We start from the raw sequence: 19,848 nt of genomic DNA on the forward strand, positions 1-19,848 counted from the left end.
TATACGTTTTTGCCCATGCAAAAACACCTCCGAATTTGTACTTTGTTCAAGTGTACCATTTCGAAGGTGTTTTATAGTGTCTCATTTTCTTAGGTCAGTCTACTCGCGTACATGCTTTTTATTAATGTTTTAAAAAAAAGAAAAGAAGGAATGGAAGTACAGGCTAAATACGAAAGGGTGTTACCAATGAATCAGCTCATTCTCGTTATGAAAGATGAAGATCATCAAAAGCCTCAATTAATATGGAAAAGCAATCAGGTAGATGATAAGGAAAACAACGAACTATTTGAACAACTTGCAGCGCAATTTGATGAATACAAGGTAGAAGCGATCGAAAAAAATGAACCATTCGTTACATTGCAATTAGAACCGGTTGAAGCAAACGAAATCGCTTCTTATAGCAGAGACTTCTCAATTGATGCCGAGAAAAAAGACCTGCTTCTAAATCAATTAAAGAAAAGCAATTTAGGTGAGTAGAAAACCAGCGCGGACCAGTCCGCGCTGGTTTTTTAGAAGAAGTCAATTAATCCTGGTTCATTACCTGGAATGAACCGACAGAATGAAGCAATTGCCTCGGCTTCTCCTGTAATTTGCCCACTCTTCAGATAAAAAGAAGGGCGACGATAGCCGAGCAACAAGCCGGTTAACGTTCCGATTGTTAGACTGAATTGAGGAGTGTCTTCGGTTCGTATACAGCTAATATGATTTTCATCAACCGATAAGGAGAAGGTCTGATTGTTCCACTCTGCAAATTCGTCCATAATAGTAAAGGTAAAATGCCCCTTGCCTGCAAACGGAAAAACAGACATAAAGCCTTCAACATCAACGATTCTAGCCATGAAGTAAGGGGAAACCTCTGCTTTTGTATGTGGATCAGGTAAAAAATAATGAAGTGTATCTGCGCCAGTAGCCGGTATAGAGGCTGATTGAATCATGGAGTCGTGTTGGCCAATGAAAGAAAAAATCGCTTCCAGCGCGGCGATATCGTTATAAATTAACTCATTGACCTCTAGCTTATTCTCTTTTACTTGGTACACCATATACGCGGCTGGAGTGCCTGAGTTATCAGTGTAAAGGGCTGTGTGAAAAGACGCGTACTTTTCTGCTAGGTTTCGCCACCAAAAATCTTCTCGGACTAACATTCCGTGACTGCATTGGTGTTGATAAAGTGTGCGAATACGCGGGTCGTTGAAAGAAACCCGTTCTATACTTCCATCGTAAACCGGCGCTGGCTTTGGCAGCTGCTTCTCCGTTAATTCAAAGCTTACCTCGTCGCAGAAAATCTCCCAGCCGTATTTTCGATAAAAAGGAACGGAAAATGGAGCTAAGTAGGATAGTAGTTGGCCATTCTCTTTCATCGTGTAAAGTGCATGATGCAAAAGATGTTTAACATGACCTTGACGACGGCCTTCTGGATAAGAGGCAACGCTCGCTATCCCACCCATCGGAACGGTTCTACCATGTAGGTTGACCTTAAGCGAGAGCAAGGTTAGTTTAGCTTGAATGGTGTCACGATGCTTTAATGCGAAATGCGCTGCGTGAGCTTGATCCCAAGCCCGTTTCGCTTTTTCACGCTGTTCTTCTTTGTCAGTAACTTGAAAGGCATAGCAGCCTAAATCATAGGCTTGCTCGAAATCTTCTCTGCCTAATTGATGAACGTCCACCAAATCTCCCCCTTTCTTATCTCGTTCAGTTTACCATGATCGATTGAACCGATGGAACTATGGTACAATCAAAAAAACTAGTTAAATGAGGTGTTCGTGTTGGAACAAGCCCTTACCTATTTACAACAGCATCGGGAAGAACATTTACAGGAATTAAACGATTTTTTGAAACTGAAAAGTGTAAGCTCATTATCCGAACATAAGCAAGATTTACGAGATACAGCCCAGTGGTTAAAAGAAGCATTTCACCGCGCCGGACTTGAAACAGTTGAAGTAATTGAAACAGCTAAGCATCCGGTTGTGTATGCAGAGTGGCTTGGAGCCGGTCCGGAGGCTAAGACGATCCTTGTATACGGTCATTATGATGTACAGCCAGTTGATCCGCTTCATTTATGGGAAACTGAGCCGTTTGAACCAACGATTCGTGACAATAAGCTCTATGCGCGTGGGGCTAGTGATGACAAAGGGCAGACATTTATGCATGTGAAAGCCGTTGAGGCAATGCTAAAAACCGAAGGAAAGCTACCGTTTAACGTGAAGTTTCTTGTCGAAGGAGAAGAAGAGATCGGTTCACCCAATCTTGATACCTTTGTTGAACAAGAAAAAGACAGGCTTGCGGCCGACGTCCTTATCATCTCCGACACGCCAATGCTTGAAAAAGGAAAACCTGCAATCTGCACAGGTCTACGAGGCTTGGCTGCGATTGAGCTAAAGCTAAAAGGCACGAAGGGCGATTTGCACTCTGGATTGTACGGAGGGGCGGTTCAAAATTCGCTGCATGCGCTTGTTCAGCTGCTGGGCACAATGCGTAACGACAGCGGCAAGATCATGGTTGAAGGCTTTTATGATGGAATTGAAGAACTTTCTACTGAAGAAAAAGAAAGCATTGCAGCACTTGGTAGTGGAGATGATTCAATGAAAGCCGAAGTTGGTGTCGATGAATTATTCGGAGAACCAGGGTACACGGCAAGGGAACGGACCTGGATTCGACCAACGCTGGAAATTAACGGTCTGTTTGGTGGGTTCCAAGGTGAAGGAGTAAAGACCGTTATTCCTGCTGAGGCAACAGCAAAGATTACGTGTCGCTTAGTCCCAGGACAAGATCCAATTGATATTCTTGAAAAGATTGAAGCGCATGTGAAAGCAAACACCCCGCCAGGAGTGACGGTTGAAACAGAACGTCATGATACCGGTAAGCCGTTTGCCGCTCCAGTCACGGATGAAGCATTTGCAGCGGCAGCGAGAGCCTACGAGCGTGTGTACCATACAGAGGTTGCCTACACGCGGATGGGCGGCTCGATTCCTGTCGTAGAAACCTTCGATACGCAATTGCATATTCCAATTGTGTTAATGGGATTTGGACTACCGAGTGAAAATTTTCATGCGCCAAACGAGCATTTCCATCTTGAGAACTATGACAAAGGCTTAGAAACGATTTTGGCATTTTGGGACGAGCTTTAACAGTAAGGACAAACGAATAAAAGGGAAGGGAGAGGAACTCCCTCCCTTTTTGTGTTGAATGCGGTATGAGAATTAACAAACTGCAAATAATAAGGCGAACAGGAATACATCCCCTATTAGAATGTAGTAAACTAAAGAAGAATGAACGTATCGGGAAGGGGTCAATTGCATGGGTTTGGAAGAAACACCAACAATTAGATTAATTGCGTTAGATATGGATGGGACGTTGTTAAACGACAGCCATGACATATCGCAAGGTAATCGAGAAGCGATTGCAGAAGCGCAGGAGTTAGGCGTTCCTGTCATGATTGCAACAGGTAGAACACGTGCGACTTGCGGAAAGTATGCTCAGTCACTTGGACTAAATACGTTTTTAGTCACAGCGAACGGTGGAGAGATTTATGACCATAAAGGCGAACTTTTCTCCGCAAATCATTTGGCCAAAGAAGCGGTTGATCATATTTATGAGTTAACTGCTGAACACGGTGTGCATGTCTGGGGTGCATCGTCAACCAACTTATATCGCGGTGAACTACCAGAAGAACGCCACAGTCAACAATGGCTAAAGTTCGGTTTTGACACGGAAGATGATCAGATACGTGAGCGTATTCGCACTGAATTACAGGGGAAGGGTATAACCGAAATAACCAACTCCAGCCCAACAAATATTGAAGTGAATCCAATTGGAATTAATAAAGCAATGGCGATTAAACTCGTTTGTGAAGAATTGGGCATATCAATGGATCAAGTCATGGCAGTTGGAGATAGCCTCAACGATATAGCCATGATTGAACAAGCAGGTTTAGGAATTGCAATGGGGAATGCCCAAGACATCGTTAAACGAAAAGCAGACTGGATTACGGCAACCAACATAAATGATGGTGTTGCCGCTGCGATACGAAGATGGGTTGTTTTACCACATGAGATGAGTGAAGACAGCGAGTGAAAACTCCTGTCTTTTTTTTTGCGTTGAAAAGAAATTCCTTGACAAAGTTGGGACAGGTAATTAAAGTTGCATTAAAGAAACTTTATTGTGGACAGGAAATTATTAAGGATTAATGCATACATTAAAAAAGTGACAATTTTAGGGGGAGATTGAAGATGAAAAACCAAACGCTAAAGCTAGGTATAGTAATGATTGGAGCGACAGGAATATTTGCTGCCTGTAACGACAATGGTGGTGACAGTGAAACGAGCGATACAATTAATGTTGTTGCGACGATTGCCCAAATTGGTGAGCCGCTTGAGCAAATAGGCGGTGACCTAGTTGAAGTCGAAACGATTATGGGACCAGGTGTAGATCCTCACCTATACGAGGCAACTCAACAAGACATTCAATTGTTGCAGAACGCTGATGTAATCTTTTACAATGGTCTAAACTTAGAAGCGCAGCTTTCTGATGTCTTTGAGAACGTCGACACAAATGCGTTGGCAGTCGGGGAAGCAGTGGATACAGGTGATCGCTTAGAGGATGAAGAAGAAGCGGGTATGGATGATCCGCACATCTGGTTTGATGTTAACCTGTGGACGCAAGCACTTGATTCTGCTGTAGAACGTTTAAAGGAAATGGCTCCAGAACATGCAGAGACTTTTGATGAAAACAAAGAAGCTTATTTTGCGGAATTAGACGAACTTCATACGTATTCGGTCGAGACACTTGCACAAATTCCGAGTGAACAGCGTATATTGGTTACGGCTCATGATGCTTTTCAATACTTTGGACAAATGAACGATATGGAAGTAGTCGGCCTTCAAGGGTTAAGTACAGAAGCGGAAGCAGGAATTGCCGATATTCAATCGACAATTGATACAATCGTTGAAAAAAATGTACCTGCTGTATTTGTGGAAAGCAGTGTAAATGATTCATCGATTCAGGCAGTCATTCAAGGAGCGCAAGAAGCAGGGTTATCTGTAGAACTAGGTGGAACACTATTCTCAGATGCGATGGGTGAAGCTGGTACCGATGAAGGAACGTACATCGGAATGTACCGCCATAATGTCGATACAATCCACGATGCATTAATGCAGGAATAAGCGAACAACGATGAACAAGATCATCAACAGGAGATGAAAAAGCATGGGTGTTCTTCATGTGAAAGACGTAAGTGCAGCATATCGAAAAAATACCGTATTAAAAAACGTTTCTTTTGATGTAGAAGAGGGTTCATTAACTGGCATTGTCGGGCCAAACGGAGCAGGTAAGTCAACGTTAATTAAAACGTTACTGAACCTGCATCCGCGCCTAGCAGGTGATGTTACGTTTTTTAACTCCGATTTTAAAAAAGAAAAAACACGCGTTGGATATGTGCCACAACGTGGCTCAGTTGACTGGGACTTCCCGACAGATGCCTTAGATGTTGTTTTAATGGGGTTATATGGAAGAATTGGCTGGCTAAAATGGCCGATGAAGCGTCACAAAGATAAAGCGATGGAAGCACTCAAAAAAGTTGGAATGCAAGATTATGCTAAGCGTCAAATCAGCCAATTGTCAGGTGGACAGCAACAACGCGTTTTTCTAGCGCGCGCATTAATTCAAGAAGCCGATTTGTACTTTATGGATGAGCCGCTTGCTGGTGTGGACGCAGCAACAGAGCGGGCAATAATGGATATTCTAAAGCAACTGCGTGAAGCCGGAAAAACCGTTCTGGTTGTGCACCATGATTTACAGACAGTCGCAGATTATTTTGATCATGTCTTATTTTTAAACAAAACCGTTATTGCTCACGGTACGACTGAAACAACGTTTACATCCGACAACATTGCCAAAGCATACGGAGGTGCTGTGCAATTTATGAAGGAGGGAGCGGCGAATGTCCATTCTGCTATCCATTAATTTTCAATGGGTTCTTATTAGCACCATCCTTCTTGGCATTGCATCTGGCATGTTTGGTACCTTAGCCTATTGGAAACGTCAAAGCTTAATGAGTGACGCGCTCTCGCATGCCGCACTACCCGGTGTTGTCATTGCCTTTATAATTATCGGGGAGAAGAATTTATTTGCGCTTATACTAGGAGCGGCGGCAAGTGCACTGCTTGGCGCTTGGTTTATTCATGTTATTCGCTCGTCCAGTCGAATTAAAGAAGATACGGCGATGGGCATTATTCTCTCCGTTTTTTTCGGGGCTGGAATTGTCTTATTGTCCATTGTAAACCAATCCGCTTCTGGGAACCAAAGTGGTTTAGACACGTTTATATTCGGTCAGGCAGCAAGCATGGTGCGGACGGATGTGTATACAATGGCTGGCCTAGCTATTGCCATTATTTTATTAATCGTCATCGCCTTTAAAGAATGGAAGCTTTATTTATTCGATAACGATTTTGCACGAGGCTTAGGGCTTCCCTCATCTGTTATGAACAGTTTTTATGTTATCGGGCTCGTGACGACGATTGTTATAGGAATTCAAGCAGTAGGCGTTATTTTAATGGCAGCTTTGCTCATTATCCCTGCAGTAAGTGCACGCTATTGGACGAACTCGTTTAAAACAATGATGGTTCTTTCAGCTATTTTTGGCGGATTCTCGGGCGCTGCGGGTACATTTCTAAGTGCGCAAGGCGCGGGCTGGCCAACAGGTCCCTTTATCGTCCTTTCAGCAGCGGTTTTCTTTTTGTTTTCTCTCTTGTTCGGAAGAGAGAAAGGCCTAATTGTTGAGCGTTTAGAGTTTAAATATCAGCAGCGAAAAGCGATAGCGCAAAATGAGGCTCCTGGCATGTTGAAAGAAGGTGGGCAGGAATGATTTCATATGAAGGCTGGATTTTAATTACAGGTGCGCTTGTTGGAATTACGTGTGGAATTGTTGGTGCGTATCTTGTTTTACGCCGAATGGCGATGATGGCGGATGCAATTAGCCATACGGTTTTACTTGGTATCGTCGTCGCATTCTTAATTACAAGTAGATTAGACGGCGTTCATATGCTGATCGGTGCCGTAATAGCCGGGTTGTTAACGACGTTCTTAGTACAATGGTTTCACTCAAAAGGTGTTCAGCATGATGCGTCGATCGGTGTGGTGTTTACAACGTTATTTGCGATTGGGGTTATTCTCATCTCCACCTCTGTTGGCAATGTTCACTTAGATGTGAAGCATGCCTTAATGGGGGAAATTGCTTTTATCCCATGGAATACGGTGAGCTTATTTGGTTTTGAGATACCGGTTGCCACACTCACCTTACTCATTGTACTAATCATTGTTCTGACGCTGATCCTTGCTTTATATAAAGAATGGAAGTTAACGGCGTTTGACCCAGCGCTTGCTTTAAGTCTGGGGTTACCCGTTGTCTTTCTTCATTACTTGTTTATGGGACTTGTCTCCATTACAACGGTAGCGTCCTTTGATGCTGTCGGGGCGATTATGGTTGTAGCGATGCTCGTTACGCCAGCAGCAGCTGCTTATTTGTGGACCGAACGCTTATCGGTCATGATTGGACTAAGTGCTTCGTTTGGGGCAATATCGGCGATAGCTGGTTATTATGTCGCTCTATGGTTAAATAGTTCGATTTCCGGAGCGATGGCGATGATGACCGGGGTTGTATTCTTAATTAGCTTCGTTGCTTCGCCCACTCATGGACTTCTAGCCAAATGGATTCGTCCGCCAGAAAAAAAGAAACAGGTTCCTACTAATTAGGAGCCTGTTTCTTCTTGTAGTTGTCTAAGCTGTCTTGATAATCGAGCAAACTCTGCGTGGTTGCGATCATCAAGTGCTTTATCAATCGCTGCGCGAATCAAGTTCATCTGATTTTCTGCAGTAACATGGGCAAGAACTTGGTTTGTTGCTTGTTCGTATGCTTGAAACTGCTTATACTGCCGGTAAGGTCGATGAATCGGCGTTTCGACTAACTGGCGGTATAAATGGTTTAAACGACGTCCGTAAAAGTGAACGATTAAATAAATTGGCTGGGACGGATTGGTTGTGATGTCTTCCAATGCTTTTGAGACATCATCGGTTTTTCGTTTTCCGTGAACATAAAAAAAGCCTGTTTCATCGGATTGTGTACTAGCGACTACCAAAGTCCGCCCACGAGGCTGAATGGTTTCTACGAATTGGAGCTGCGTGAGAAGATGGGGGGTTGACTGGATATGGATAAGAAGCGCCCGGGCATCTCTATGTTTTAAATGATGTTTCTCAACGAACCATTGTAGAAAACGCTTTTTTAATTGATTGCTCAAGCACTCCCCTCCTTTTTATCTATTAAAGCATGAAAAAAGCCGCAACTCTAGAAAAAGAGCGCGGCCTTGGTTTATTAAAATGTAAATTGAGCATCTTGGTTCGTGACAACCACGATTACTTTACCTTGATCAAGTCGCTCTTCTAATTGCTCTGATTCATTCTCAGAAAAACCGAGTTCTTCAAACTGCGCTCGAAGCTCGTCACCTTTTTTTCTAAACGTATTCTTAACGGCTGTTCCAATCCCCGTTTCAGACATAGAAACTTTGTTTGCATCGGCGTTATCAGCAACACGATCCGTTCGATCATCATCGTGCGTAATGACATAAATATCATCTTCTAATATATTTCTTGCTTTTAACGCTTGAACAACGTCAACTACTTCTTCATCATTAAAAAATTCTTTGTATACAGGTTTCATTGAAAATCGCCTCCTGGTATATGGATACCCAACCGTTTTTTCTTAAAACATGGACAAAGACCTATTTTTTTTGAAAGAAAAAAACAGACAATCGTTGTGTATTGTCTGTTAAGGATGATCTTCTTAAATTGCTGGTGGCTGCTGTTGTTTAATAATCCGATTTTCTAACACAAATGGACCAAACGGAATAATTGATGCAATACTGGCAAGCAAACTTGTTTTAAACGTCCACTGTTTGCTGAAAAAGAAGGAAGCAACAAACAACATATAAATGATAAAGAGCACACCATGCGCCATTCCAACGATTGAAACAGCTTCATGAATATCGAACATATATTTAAGCGGCATTGCAATAAACAATAGTAAGAGCAATGAAGCACCCTCGGTATAACTAACCCATTTGAACATTGATAACCCCCACCTTTCCATTCATTGATAGTATAGCAGTGTTTGTCCGAGATATGTATAGCATCGTAAAAAACAGATAAAAAGGTCGAGAGTCCTGTCACAAGAAGGTAACATTTTAATGAAAATGGAAGACCAGATTAGTGAAGAATGTTTCAGAAAAAACGATGTGCTATACTAGCGTTGAGGTGAAACAATGGAGTTTAGTGAACGGAATGTAACGATAGATGATGAACGAGCAAGAGCGATTAAATCAGGGTATCCCCTATTAGATAAAGAGGATGTTTCGATGCAGCCAGAGCAAGAAGGCGATATTGTTTGCATAAGAAATAAAGCAAACGAATTCGTCGCAAGAGCCTATTTAGGAAAGCAAAATCGTGGTCATGGCTGGGTCCTAACAACAAAGGAGCATCAGAAAATCGATGCATCTTTCTTTCAAAATAAAGTCGAGAGTGCAGTAAAAAAGCGAACGGACTTATATAACTCGAATGAAACAACGGCTTTTCGTGTCTTTAATGGCGAAGGAGATGGGATTGGCGGTTTGACGATTGACGATTACGATGGTTTCTATCTACTGACGTGGTATAGCGAAGGTGTTTACACCTTTAAAGAGTTTATCGTGCAGGCATTAGTGAATACCGTTTCTGTAAAAGGTATATATGAAAAGAAGCGCTTTGCAACCGATGGAAAATATGTGGAGGACGATGATTTTGTATACGGGGAACGAGGTCAATTTCCGCTCGTCGTTAAAGAAAGCGGGATGTTTTTCGCTGTTTATTTAAATGACGGACCGATGACCGGCATCTTTTTAGATCAGCGGAATGTAAGAAAGCAAATCCGTGATCGCTATGCGGCAGGGAAAAAAGTGTTGAATCTATTCTCTTATACAGGCGCGTTTTCCGTGGCTGCCGCACTCGGTGGTGCCTCCCAAACAACAAGTGTTGATCTTGCTAACCGGAGCAGAGCAAAAACAGAAGAACAGTTTCTCATGAACAGCATTCCACTTGAGCAGCAAAACATCGTTGTAATGGATGCCTTCCGTTATTTCTCTTATGCGAAAAAGAAAGAGCTTGAGTTTGATCTCATTGTGCTCGACCCGCCAAGCTTTGCCCGTTCGAAAAAGCGTACATTTAGCGCAGCGAAGGACTACAAAGCATTGGTTAAAGAAGCAATACCTGTGACAGCCCAAAATGGTGTCATTATTGCCTCAACCAATGCTGCCAATGTGTCGCTGAAGCAATTTAAACGAATGATTGAGTTAGCCTTTAAAGAAGAAAACAAAGCATATAAGCTTTTAGAAGAGTACGGCGTCCCAGCCGACTTTGCAACGACAGAAGCCTATCCGCAAGGAAACTATTTAAAAGTACTGATGATACAAGTGCTGAGCAAAGGGTGATCAAATGAGTAAAAAAGTAGTATTAGCAGAAAAGCCATCTGTTGGTCGGGATTTAGCTCGTGTACTTGGTGCTAATCAAAAAGGACATGGCTATTTTGAAGGAAAAGAATACATCGTAACCTGGGGACTGGGTCATCTCGTTACCCACGCTGACCCGGAACATTACGGAGAACAATACAAAAACTGGCGCTTAGAAGAGTTGCCGATGTTGCCGAAGCGCTTAGATCTCGTTGTTATTAAACAAACGTCAAGGCAGTTTCACTCAGTAAAAAAAGTCTTAAATCGAAAAGATGTTAGTGAAATCATAATTGCGACAGATGCAGGACGTGAAGGAGAGCTTGTTGCCAGATGGATTTTAGTGAAAGCTCATGTCAATAAGCCTGTTAAGCGTCTATGGATTTCTTCTGTAACCGATAAGGCAATTAAAGATGGCTTTAAGAAACTGAAGGACGGCAAGCAGTATGAAAACCTCTATGCTGCCGCCGAGGCAAGAGCCGAAGCCGATTGGTATGTGGGTATTAATGGTACAAGAGCGTTAACAACGAAGCATAACGCCCAATTATCATGCGGACGCGTGCAGACACCAACGCTCGCAATGCTTGCTGACCGCGAAAAAGCGATTCAATCATTTGTGCCGAAGCCATTTGAAACGGTGCAGGTAAAGACGCAGGACGGTCTTGCGCTGCGCTGGTTTGATGAGAAATCAGGTGATGAACGTATTTTTGATGCGAAAAAAGCTAAAGAAATTCAAGCGAAATTAAACGGCAGTCAGCTGACCATCACAAACGTGCAGGCCAAAACAAAGCGTGTCCCCGCGCCACATCTCTATGATTTAACGGAACTGCAGCGGGAAGCGAATAAGCGCTTTGGTTACTCTGCTAAAGAAACGCTTGCTTCGCTACAGCGTTTGTATGAACAGCATAAAGCGGTGACGTATCCACGGACCGATTCGCGCTTCTTGTCTTCAGACTTAGTCGAGACGTTAAGTGAACGCCTGCAGGCAATTGACGTGCAGCCGTTCCGCAAAACGGTTGCGACAGCAAAAAAACAAGGGTTATCTCATGCGAAAAAACAGATGGTGAATGATGCGAAAGTGTCCGATCACCACGCGCTAATTCCAACAGAGCAAGCGGTCGCAGCGAGTGCAATGAGCGACAAAGAATACAAACTGTATCAGCTCATCGTCCGCCGCTTTTTGGCCAATTTCTTTCCGCCAAGTGAGTTTGAGCAAACGACGGTTGAAGCAAAAGCGAATGAAGAGCTGTTGCGTACAAAAGGAGAGCGACTGATCACACCGGGCTGGCGTGCCGAAGATCTTGATGAAAGTGGAGAAGAAGCAGAAAGCAAGCTGCCGCAGTTAACAAAAGGTGACAATAAAGCAATTGCCAATGTGAGCTTAACGCAAGGGAAAACGAGTCCACCTCCACGCTTTAATGAAGGTTCTCTTCTAACGGCGATGGAAAAGCCTGCGCAGTTTATGGCGGAAAAAGATGCAGCTATTTCAAAGACGCTTGCTGAAGCTGGTGGGATTGGTACCGTTGCGACAAGAGCCGATATTATTGAGAAGCTCTTTTCAAGCTTCTTAATTGAGAAGAAAGGCAAGGAGCTTTATGTTACATCTAAAGCAAAACAACTGCTTGAGCTCGTTCCTGAAGAACTAAAATCAGCTGCTCTAACCGCGGAATGGGAACAGCGTCTTGAGCGCATTGTCCAAGGAAAAGAAAAGAAAGCTGCGTTTATTGCGGACATGAAGGAATATGCAAAATCGGTTGTAGGTCAAGTTAAAGCAGACACGACAACGTTCCGTCATGACAACAAAACGGGTGAGAAATGCCCTGAATGCGGCAAGTTTCTGCTTGAAGTAAACGGAAAAAAAGGCAAAATGCGTGTTTGTCAGGACCGTGAATGTGGCTACCGCAAAAACATCGCAATGACAACAAACGCCCGTTGCCCGAAATGTAAAAAGAAGCTTGAATTACGCGGTCAAGGCGAAGGTCAAGTCTTTGCTTGTGTATGTGGGCATCGTGAGAAAAAAGCCCAATTTGAAGAACGACGAAAGCATAGTAAAAATAAGAATGTCTCCAAGCGCGAAGTGAATAATTATATGAAAAAGCAAAACAAGGAAGATGATTTCGCAAACTCAGCTTTAGCAGAACAGTTAGCAAAGCTAGGTTTGAATAAGAAAGACTAAATCGAACCGTGTATCGTTCATTTGCGATACACGGTTTTTTTACAAGCTTTACAAACACTTTGCAAAACTTCGCTCGAGCTAAATCATTTCTTAACACCCGTTTGCTACAGTTTACTTGTACATAAAAAACGGTTGAGGAGATGGTTTGATGAAGAAACGATTCAAATCTTATGCAACGCTTGGACTTGTAGCAACGGTCATCCTTGGAGGAACAGCAGTATCCGCATCAGATGGTGGAGAACCAGTTGAACCAAGTAACCAGGCAAAGAACGTCATCTTCTTAATTCCTGATGGTTTCTCACAAAGCTATGCCAACAGCTATAAGTTGTATAAAGATGAGCTACCAATTTGGGATGAACTGAACCTATTCCGCTCCCACGTCATGACGCATTCGAGCAATGAAGCGATTACCGATTCAGCCGCGGCAGGGACGGCGTTTGCGACAGGAAAGAAGACCGATAACGGAGTGATTGGTTTATCTCCTGATGGGGAAGAGCTCCCGACCATTGTTGATATTGCTAAGCAGGCTGGAAAACGGACAGGACTTGTTTCTACATCAACGATTACCCATGCCACACCAGCCGCTTTTGCTGCAAAAGTAGAGTCTCGTGGTAGTTATACGGAAATTGCCAAGCAGATGATTGAAAACGACAATCTTGATCTGTTATTTGGAGGAGGACGCACTGAATTTCTCCCACCTGAAAGCGGCGGAATTCGTGAGGACGGACTTGATTTGATCGATTACGCTGAAGAGAATGACTATACATATCTTGAAACAAGAAGACAGCTTTTGAACTGGGATGGGGAAAGTGAAAAGATGCTTGGTTTATTTGCTGAAGAAGCATTGGAACCTGCATTTACTCAGCGGACGGACGAGCCTAGTCTAGGGGAAATGACGGAAACGGCTATTGAATTCTTATCAGCCGATGAAGATGGTTTTTTCCTAATGGTTGAAGGTAGCCAAATTGATTGGGCCGGTCATGATAATGATCCTCTCTATGCGATGACGGATACGGAAGCGTTTGAAGAAGCAGTCAAGGCCGCAATTGATTATGCGGAAGAAAATCAAGATACATTAGTTGTAATGGTTGGCGATCATGATACAGGTGGCATGGCTGTACACGCAAGCGAAGCAGCGCATCCGAAGCATTTAAAAGAAGTAAATGCGCTTGGGCTGGATATGGCGCAAATGGTTGACCACAACTACTCAAACCTACGAGACGTTTTAGAAGAACAAACAAACTTTGAGTGGACGGATGAAGAATTGGACGAATTAAAAGAGGCAGAATCGTTGAAGCTGGCAATCAACCACGCAATTAGTGAGAAAACAGGTTTCGGCTGGTCCTCTTATAATCACACAGGAATTGATGTCCCACTCTACGCCTATGGTGCAGGAGCTGAGAAGTTTAGCGGCACAATTGATAATACGGATGTTCCGAAGAAAATGCTTGAAGCATTAGGCTTAAGCGGACTTTAAAAAAGACATTGGCGCTCGCGCCAATGTCTTTTCCTATTTATTTTTTCGAGAAGTTCTCGACAAGCTCTTTTACGTCAATGCCGCTTGAAGCTTTTAATGTTTCTTGTAGACCAGCCATCAAGTCAGTCGCATAACCAGTAACGCGGTTAGCGCCACCGCCTTCGCCAGAACCTGATCCTGTGTCCACGACCGTAATTTTATCAATGTTTGAAAGTGGTGATGCCACTTCTCTTGCATATTCAGGCAGCATTTCGATAACCATGCTTAGTTTAGCTGCTTCGCCGTATTTCTCAAATGCTTCGGCAATCTTCTCTTTTGCTTCTGCTTCTGCAAGACCTTTCAGGCGGATAACGTCTGCTTCAGACTCCCCGCGAGCACGAACCGCATCGGCTTCTGCAAGACCATCAACCCGTACTTTCTCAGCTTCTGCTTTGGCCATCGCTTCAACGCGGTATTTATCCGCATCGGCTTCGGCAAAGTGTTTGCTCTTCTGTGCTTCGGCTGACTGCTCGACGGAGTAACGATCGGCATCGGCTTTTTTCTTTACTTCTGCATCATACTGTCGTTCACGACGAACAATCTCTTTCTCTTCGAGCTCAATTTGTTTCTGACGCTCAATAATTTGAATTTGCATTTGTTGTTCGGTTACGTCCTGCTTAGAACGCGCTTCTTGCAGGTGGTAAGCTTGGTCAGCTTGGGCTTTTGCTTGTTCCTGCTCGCTACGGTAAGCAGCCACTTTTAACTGATTGTTTTTCTCGGATTCGGCAATTTCCGTTGCTCGCTCAATTTCAGCACGTTTTGCTTGTGTATTTGCATCAGCTTGACGGATACGGGTTTCCTTTTCAGCGTCCGCCGTAGCAATATCTGCATCACGCTTTACTTGAGCAATTCGTGGTTTACCAAGTGATTCTAAGTATCCATTTGTATCGCGTAAATCTTTAATCGTAAAGGAGACTATAATGAGTCCCATCTTTGCTAAATCCTGTGAAGCTACTTTTTGAACTTCTTGCGAAAACCGTTCGCGGTTTTTATAAATCTCTTCCACCGTCATTGAGCCAAGAATCGAGCGCAAGTGACCTTCAAGTACTTCTTTCGCTTCCTGTTCGCGGTCTTCCCGCGTTTTACCAAGAAACTGCTCCGCTGCAGTCGCGATCTCACCGATTGAACCCCCAATTTTAATAATAGCGGTTCCGTCAGCGATAACAGGTACGCCTTGTTCGGTATACACTTCAGGCGTTTGTACATCTAACTTACTTGAAAGCAACGATAGAGGTTTTGCTTGTTGGAAAACAGGCATGACGAACGTACCGCCACCGCGGACAATCTTAATTCGATTGCCTGCCTCGTCCATATTCACGTTTTTCCCACCAAGATAGCTTCCCGTTACGATCAAAGCTTCATCAGGTCCGGCCGTACGGTAGCGAGTAACAAACACGCCGAGAAGCACAGCTAATATAACAACAACAATACCGATAATAACCATAATTTCCGTTGCCAAAATAAAGTTCCCCCTTCAAATCTGTAAGTTAAAAGTTAAAATGAGTCCTCAAAATCAAGTGGTGCTACATAAGCAATGCCGTGCTCTATTTTAACAATCACGACATTTGTTCCAGATTGAATGACCGTACCATCAACGCTAGAGGCGGTCTTTGAAATGGTCCCGCTATCTCCGCGCATGATCACTTCACCAAAGCCATCCTCAGGAATGGATAAAATGATTTCGCCTGTCCTCCCCTCTAAATCTTCATCACTATACGCATTTGATTCTTCCGTATGCTGAAGAGGCGTCAAGATGAAGAGATTAAATAAAATTGCGAGAATAAGTGCAATAGCCACTGCAATAGCAGCTGAGACCGGGCTTGTAAAAGGTGCAAAGCGTTCTAGTATGTAAGCCGAGGCCCCAAAAAAACTTAGCGTTGAAAGAATTAAAGTCGGTGAAAGCCAGCCATCAAAGACGTCAAACAAGCCATCGAGCACATCTGATAGTAAGACATAGATGATGGTGAGGCCACCGCTGACGAGAAGGATGGTGAAGTACATCGTTGTTAGTTCCATATCGTCACTCCTTTAACCTAAGTTTACTTTATATACGTAGGAAATAGGTGGAGAAGTTTCAAGAAAATGAAGAATGTTTTTTAGAAACGTAAACGAATGAGAATTTATTTCAACTATCTGTATAATGATTAAATAAAGGAGCTGGAGGTGTTCGGAGTGAAAGATGAAAAAGAATTGCCAGAACAGAGAAGAGAGAAATTGAGACAAGAAGAACTGAAGAACAATTCAATGGGGAACTTTTCAGATGCGGTTAATCGTTCACAAGGAGGTGGGTTAGTAGATTTAATCAACAGTCTAGGTTGGAAAGGGACTGGGGTTACTCTTTTCATTATAGTAACTGTTTTTATCCTATACAGGTTATTTTTTTCAGGATAATAACTGCTCAATGTCATTAGATGAAAGAAGTTTGTAGGTATTTGTCGATTTAAATTTAATTTTACTTATTTTAGCAGAATGTATATTGGGAAATATCTAATTTATCTTACATTTATTGTTTATTGCCTTTAAAATGGAAGTATTAAAAGAAAGGAGGTGGTAGGATGATTGAAACGAAACCATCAGAAGAAGTCGGTGCGAAAATCGTAGAATGGTACAGTTGCATTATCGCTCGTTCAATAGACGAGGCTGTTCTGTTACACGATGAAATTAAGCAGATGCTGAAGACGATGGAGCCTAGTGACAGCATTCTTGCCTACTATTCGCTTGTGGAATACCGCTATACGATGATGAGGGATCAAGCAACGAATGAACAAGCCGGAGAGGAAATGATTGAGCGCGTTTCATCAACAATAGATGAATCGGTCGATCATATGCTGCGGTACATGTACTATTTTGTAAGCGGTCAACATGAATTTATGCATCATCGCTACCGTTCTGCTATTCGCTTGTTTCGCAAAGCCGAGCGCCTGCTCGAATATGTGAATGATGAAGCAGAAGAGGCGGAGTTTCAATATTATATGGGGATGGCGCTTATGCAAATAGGGCATAATGCTTATGCTTGTTCTTACCTAGAAGAAGCAATCGTAATGTTTAAGCGGTTAGGTTATACGGAACGAATAATTTTTTCTACAAATATATTAGCAGGAATCTATTCAATTTCAAATATTCATGATAAAGCGAAGGAAATACTTGATGAAAATATATCCTTAAGTGCAAACTTTCCTTATTCAAGTCACTTAGTTACTTTTACAATGGGGATAAATGCTTACAGAGAAAAAGATTATTATAGTGCGAAAAGATATTTTGAGCAGAATATATCATCCGTAAAGTTTAAAAATTATCTTGTAACAGCAAAAGCTAGATATTGCTTAGCAAGAGTATTATTTATGCTTGGGTATCAGGATGAGGGAGAAAAAGAGCTAAAACAAGCAATTGAGGATTTAGAGCAGAACAATAGCAAGGAGTTCTTAATAAGATGTAACATACTTAAAAAGATTTTTGTGGAAAAGGATTTTATAGGTTTAGATCAAGAATTTGATGTATTAGAAGAACAAAATATGCTTTATGCATGTGAAGAACTTTCAGAAGAGCTGGCCACTATTTTTCATGAAAAACAAGAACTGGAAAAGGCACTTAGTTATATGAAAAGAGCTTATCGTGCAAAACAAAAAACGTTATCATTAGGAGTTGGTCTAGATTGAAAAAGTGGCTATTAGCAGTTGTTTTATTAGGATTAATAGCAGTTTCTCCATCAGCAAATACAGCTCTAGCAGATGTTGAAATTGAAACTTATGTTTTGCCTCATGGTGGACACTAACAAATGTGCCTGTGGGATAAAAAGTAATTTAAGGACTGTAACCTGTTTATAGCTTCAGTCCTTTTTGTATTACCCAATTTTTACTCTCCCAAGTTCATGCTTTTTTACATTAAAATATTAACCGCTTTTAAGTTAGTCTGATACCAAGGTAAAATCAATTATCATTATAGAAAAACAATTAAATCAGAGGAATAAACATTGCTCCCGATATTAATGAAAAAAACTGTGCGCCCTCGGCGACACAGTTTAATTTAGTTTCTTTAACGCTTTTTTTGCTGGGCCTTCAATGACGTCTCCTGTATAGGAGAACCGTGATCCGTGGCATGGGCAATCCCAAGTTAAGTCGGCGTGGTTCCAGTTGCATTCGCAACCGAGGTGGGTACAGGTTGTATCGACAAGGTGGACGTTTCCGTCGTTGTCTTTAAACGCCCCCGCTTTTTTGCCGTTATGCTTCACAACGGCTCCTTGTCCGTGATCGAGTTCATTTACATCTTCAACTTTGTGATTTAGCTTTCCTTGTATTAAATGCTTTGCGACGTTTACGTTTTCCTTGATGAAATGACGGATGCTTGGATCTGCATGGAAACGCATTGGGTGATAAAGTTCACTGTATGAACTGTTTCCGTCAATAATTAAGTCACTCAGTAATTGCGCCGCGCAAACGCCGCCAGTCATGCCCCATTTTCGAAAACCGGTTGCGGTGAGCACGCGAGGCTCAAATGTCGAAAGCGGACCGATGTAGGGAATATTATCAAGCGTCGTTAAGTCTTGGGCAGACCATTCTTGTTCAACTGAAAAGGATTGAAACTGGATGTCGGCAAATTCTTTTAGTGCATCATAGTGATTCCGCGCATCCATGCCTTGTCCTGCTTTATGGTGGTCACCACCAACGAGGATATAGGACTTACCGTTTAATGATAATCCCCGTAAAGAGCGCTTTGGTTGTTCTGCACATAAATACATCCCTCCTGGCCAAGTGGTGTCACTTGAACCAGCGACTACATAGGAGCGGTCAGCTTTAAGTCGTGACATATACAGGCCGCCACCATCGATAAAGGGAAAATGGGTTGCGGCAACAACAACTTTTGCTGTGACGGTCTGACCGTCCTGTGTATGAACCGTTACCGAATCTTTTTCATTTGTTACTTTTGTACAAACCGTATTTTCAAACAGCTGCGCTTGATTTGACTCAAGCTTTTTACACAGGTGAGCTACGTAACGCAAAGGGTGAAATTGAGCTTGATTGGAAATTTTAAGGGCTGCGCGAATTTCTAACTCAATCGGCAGGGAAGTGACCCATTCGTATGGAATATTTAATTTGTCATAAGCTTTCATTTCACGGCGTAATTGATGTTCGCCGTGGTGTGTTGTTGCATACAAAAAGGTATCTTCGTCGGTAAAGTCACATTGAATTTGTTCTTTTTGAACAAGGTTGCGTACGAAGGTTAGCGCATCGTTTTGAGATTGGTAATATTGCGATGCCTTTTCTTTTCCGAAAAACGAAAGAAGTTCGTCGTATATTAGGTCGTGTTGGATTGTCAGCTTGGCAGTGCTATGTCCAGTTGTTCCTCTGCCAAACTGGTTTGCGTCAAGTACAGCTACTTTTTTTCCGGCTTCAGCCAAAATATAAGCGGTTGTTATACCTGTAATTCCACCACCAACAACGGCAACATCTACATCTATATTGGCTTCAAGCGTAGGATACGCGGGATGATCTGAGGATAATTGCCAGATTGATTGAAGTGTAGATTGTGGTTCATTCATGGGTGACGCCTCCATCTATTGTAGTCTGTTATCTACGATAGACAAAAAAACAGGCTTTTAACCCAAAGTATGCTAAATTTTAACTTTGTCATCCTTT

Annotated in this window: 19 protein-coding genes; 12 read left to right on the plus strand and 7 right to left on the minus strand. The window is 42.6% G+C overall.

Going from position 1 to position 19,848, the window contains the following annotated elements; translation table 11 throughout:
• The first annotated feature begins 186 nt into the window (after positions 1-186).
• Positions 187-477: a hypothetical protein gene (locus JOC54_RS18595; protein WP_204468204.1), complete on the plus strand. Its 291-nt coding sequence runs from the start codon at positions 187-189 to the stop codon at positions 475-477.
• Positions 478-509: 32 nt separating this feature from the next.
• Here JOC54_RS18595 and JOC54_RS18600 read toward each other — a convergent pair whose 3' ends face one another.
• The gene (locus JOC54_RS18600) at positions 510-1,664 is read right to left on the minus strand and encodes a GNAT family N-acetyltransferase (RefSeq protein WP_204468206.1); all 1,155 of its coding nucleotides are present in this window, start codon (positions 1,662-1,664) and stop codon (positions 510-512) included.
• 96 nt (positions 1,665-1,760) lie between these two features.
• Here JOC54_RS18600 and JOC54_RS18605 point away from each other — a divergent pair, with 96 nt between their 5' ends.
• The 6 genes from JOC54_RS18605 (at position 1,761) to JOC54_RS18630 (ending at position 7,746) form a co-directional block, all read left to right on the plus strand.
• The gene (locus JOC54_RS18605; RefSeq protein WP_204468208.1) at positions 1,761-3,125 is read left to right on the plus strand and encodes a dipeptidase; all 1,365 of its coding nucleotides are present in this window, start codon (positions 1,761-1,763) and stop codon (positions 3,123-3,125) included.
• 169 nt (positions 3,126-3,294) lie between these two features.
• Positions 3,295-4,071: a Cof-type HAD-IIB family hydrolase gene (locus JOC54_RS18610; RefSeq protein ID WP_204468211.1), complete on the plus strand. Its 777-nt coding sequence runs from the start codon at positions 3,295-3,297 to the stop codon at positions 4,069-4,071.
• A gap of 155 nt (positions 4,072-4,226) precedes the next feature.
• Positions 4,227-5,159 (plus strand): metal ABC transporter solute-binding protein, Zn/Mn family, encoded by a 933-nt coding sequence (locus tag JOC54_RS18615; protein WP_204468213.1) that lies wholly within the window; start codon positions 4,227-4,229, stop codon positions 5,157-5,159.
• Positions 5,160-5,202: 43 nt separating this feature from the next.
• Positions 5,203-5,958: a metal ABC transporter ATP-binding protein gene (locus JOC54_RS18620; RefSeq protein WP_035418979.1), complete on the plus strand. Its 756-nt coding sequence runs from the start codon at positions 5,203-5,205 to the stop codon at positions 5,956-5,958.
• A complete protein-coding gene (locus tag JOC54_RS18625) occupies positions 5,936-6,859 on the plus strand; it encodes a metal ABC transporter permease (protein ID WP_204468216.1) in 924 nt (307 codons plus the stop codon). Before JOC54_RS18620 ends, JOC54_RS18625 begins: the two co-directional genes overlap by 23 nt.
• The gene (locus JOC54_RS18630) at positions 6,859-7,746 is read left to right on the plus strand and encodes a metal ABC transporter permease (RefSeq protein WP_054794533.1); all 888 of its coding nucleotides are present in this window, start codon (positions 6,859-6,861) and stop codon (positions 7,744-7,746) included. Before JOC54_RS18625 ends, JOC54_RS18630 begins: the two co-directional genes overlap by 1 nt.
• Here the strand turns inward: JOC54_RS18630 and JOC54_RS18635 are convergent.
• From JOC54_RS18635 to JOC54_RS18645, 3 genes are all read right to left on the minus strand, one after another.
• Positions 7,743-8,288: a YpiB family protein gene (locus tag JOC54_RS18635; protein ID WP_035418981.1), complete on the minus strand. Its 546-nt coding sequence runs from the start codon at positions 8,286-8,288 to the stop codon at positions 7,743-7,745. The two genes, JOC54_RS18630 and JOC54_RS18635, sit on opposite strands and share 4 nt — an antisense overlap.
• Before the next feature lie 74 nt (positions 8,289-8,362).
• The gene (locus tag JOC54_RS18640) at positions 8,363-8,707 is read right to left on the minus strand and encodes a YflT domain-containing protein (RefSeq protein ID WP_035440796.1); all 345 of its coding nucleotides are present in this window, start codon (positions 8,705-8,707) and stop codon (positions 8,363-8,365) included.
• Positions 8,708-8,830: 123 nt separating this feature from the next.
• A complete protein-coding gene (locus tag JOC54_RS18645) occupies positions 8,831-9,115 on the minus strand; it encodes a DUF3817 domain-containing protein (protein WP_235194515.1) in 285 nt (94 codons plus the stop codon).
• Positions 9,116-9,308: 193 nt separating this feature from the next.
• Here JOC54_RS18645 and JOC54_RS18650 point away from each other — a divergent pair, with 193 nt between their 5' ends.
• The 3 genes from JOC54_RS18650 (at position 9,309) to JOC54_RS18660 (ending at position 14,176) form a co-directional block, all read left to right on the plus strand.
• Entirely contained in the window at positions 9,309-10,508 is a 1,200-nt protein-coding gene (locus tag JOC54_RS18650) for a class I SAM-dependent rRNA methyltransferase (protein WP_204468218.1), read from the plus strand.
• A 4-nt stretch (positions 10,509-10,512) separates the two neighbouring features.
• The gene (locus JOC54_RS18655) at positions 10,513-12,699 is read left to right on the plus strand and encodes a DNA topoisomerase III (RefSeq protein ID WP_204468221.1); all 2,187 of its coding nucleotides are present in this window, start codon (positions 10,513-10,515) and stop codon (positions 12,697-12,699) included.
• A gap of 148 nt (positions 12,700-12,847) precedes the next feature.
• Entirely contained in the window at positions 12,848-14,176 is a 1,329-nt protein-coding gene (locus JOC54_RS18660) for an alkaline phosphatase (RefSeq protein WP_204468224.1), read from the plus strand.
• A 37-nt stretch (positions 14,177-14,213) separates the two neighbouring features.
• On the opposite strand, the gene floT is transcribed toward JOC54_RS18660, so the two are convergent.
• On the minus strand, positions 14,214-15,659 hold the full coding sequence (floT, locus tag JOC54_RS18665) for a flotillin lipid rafts scaffold protein FloT (RefSeq protein ID WP_035440809.1): 1,446 nt from the start codon (positions 15,657-15,659) through the stop codon (positions 14,214-14,216).
• A gap of 50 nt (positions 15,660-15,709) precedes the next feature.
• A complete protein-coding gene (locus JOC54_RS18670) occupies positions 15,710-16,231 on the minus strand; it encodes an NfeD family protein (RefSeq protein WP_054794511.1) in 522 nt (173 codons plus the stop codon).
• Positions 16,232-16,387: 156 nt separating this feature from the next.
• Here JOC54_RS18670 and JOC54_RS18675 point away from each other — a divergent pair, with 156 nt between their 5' ends.
• Positions 16,388-16,606: a DUF6366 family protein gene (locus JOC54_RS18675; RefSeq protein WP_204468226.1), complete on the plus strand. Its 219-nt coding sequence runs from the start codon at positions 16,388-16,390 to the stop codon at positions 16,604-16,606.
• Positions 16,607-16,770: 164 nt separating this feature from the next.
• Positions 16,771-17,871 carry a response regulator aspartate phosphatase gene (locus tag JOC54_RS18680; RefSeq protein WP_204468228.1) on the plus strand — a complete coding sequence of 367 codons (1,101 nt, stop codon included), beginning with the start codon at positions 16,771-16,773 and terminating at the stop codon, positions 17,869-17,871.
• A 362-nt stretch (positions 17,872-18,233) separates the two neighbouring features.
• Here JOC54_RS18680 and JOC54_RS18685 read toward each other — a convergent pair whose 3' ends face one another.
• Positions 18,234-19,751 carry an FAD-dependent oxidoreductase gene (locus JOC54_RS18685; protein ID WP_035418986.1) on the minus strand — a complete coding sequence of 506 codons (1,518 nt, stop codon included), beginning with the start codon at positions 19,749-19,751 and terminating at the stop codon, positions 18,234-18,236.
• Positions 19,752-19,848 lie beyond the last annotated feature (97 nt).

Source organism: Shouchella xiaoxiensis (genome assembly GCF_016907895.1).
Lineage (GTDB): Bacteria > Bacillota > Bacilli > Bacillales > Bacillaceae_D > Shouchella > Shouchella xiaoxiensis.

Coding starts and splice junctions, on each gene's coding strand:
- JOC54_RS18595 (WP_204468204.1), top strand. CDS start 187: ATGAATCAGCTCATTCTCGTTATGAAAGATGAAGATCATCAAAAGCCT.
- JOC54_RS18610 (WP_204468211.1), top strand. CDS start 3,295: ATGGGTTTGGAAGAAACACCAACAATTAGATTAATTGCGTTAGATATG.
- JOC54_RS18615 (WP_204468213.1), top strand. CDS start 4,227: ATGAAAAACCAAACGCTAAAGCTAGGTATAGTAATGATTGGAGCGACA.
- JOC54_RS18620 (WP_035418979.1), top strand. CDS start 5,203: ATGGGTGTTCTTCATGTGAAAGACGTAAGTGCAGCATATCGAAAAAAT.
- JOC54_RS18625 (WP_204468216.1), top strand. CDS start 5,936: ATGTCCATTCTGCTATCCATTAATTTTCAATGGGTTCTTATTAGCACC.
- JOC54_RS18640 (WP_035440796.1), bottom strand. CDS start 8,707: ATGAAACCTGTATACAAAGAATTTTTTAATGATGAAGAAGTAGTTGAC.
- JOC54_RS18645 (WP_235194515.1), bottom strand. CDS start 9,115: ATGTTCAAATGGGTTAGTTATACCGAGGGTGCTTCATTGCTCTTACTA.
- JOC54_RS18650 (WP_204468218.1), top strand. CDS start 9,309: ATGGAGTTTAGTGAACGGAATGTAACGATAGATGATGAACGAGCAAGA.
- JOC54_RS18655 (WP_204468221.1), top strand. CDS start 10,513: ATGAGTAAAAAAGTAGTATTAGCAGAAAAGCCATCTGTTGGTCGGGAT.
- JOC54_RS18660 (WP_204468224.1), top strand. CDS start 12,848: ATGAAGAAACGATTCAAATCTTATGCAACGCTTGGACTTGTAGCAACG.
- floT (WP_035440809.1), bottom strand. CDS start 15,659: ATGGTTATTATCGGTATTGTTGTTGTTATATTAGCTGTGCTTCTCGGC.
- JOC54_RS18670 (WP_054794511.1), bottom strand. CDS start 16,231: ATGGAACTAACAACGATGTACTTCACCATCCTTCTCGTCAGCGGTGGC.
- JOC54_RS18680 (WP_204468228.1), top strand. CDS start 16,771: ATGATTGAAACGAAACCATCAGAAGAAGTCGGTGCGAAAATCGTAGAA.
- JOC54_RS18685 (WP_035418986.1), bottom strand. CDS start 19,751: ATGAATGAACCACAATCTACACTTCAATCAATCTGGCAATTATCCTCA.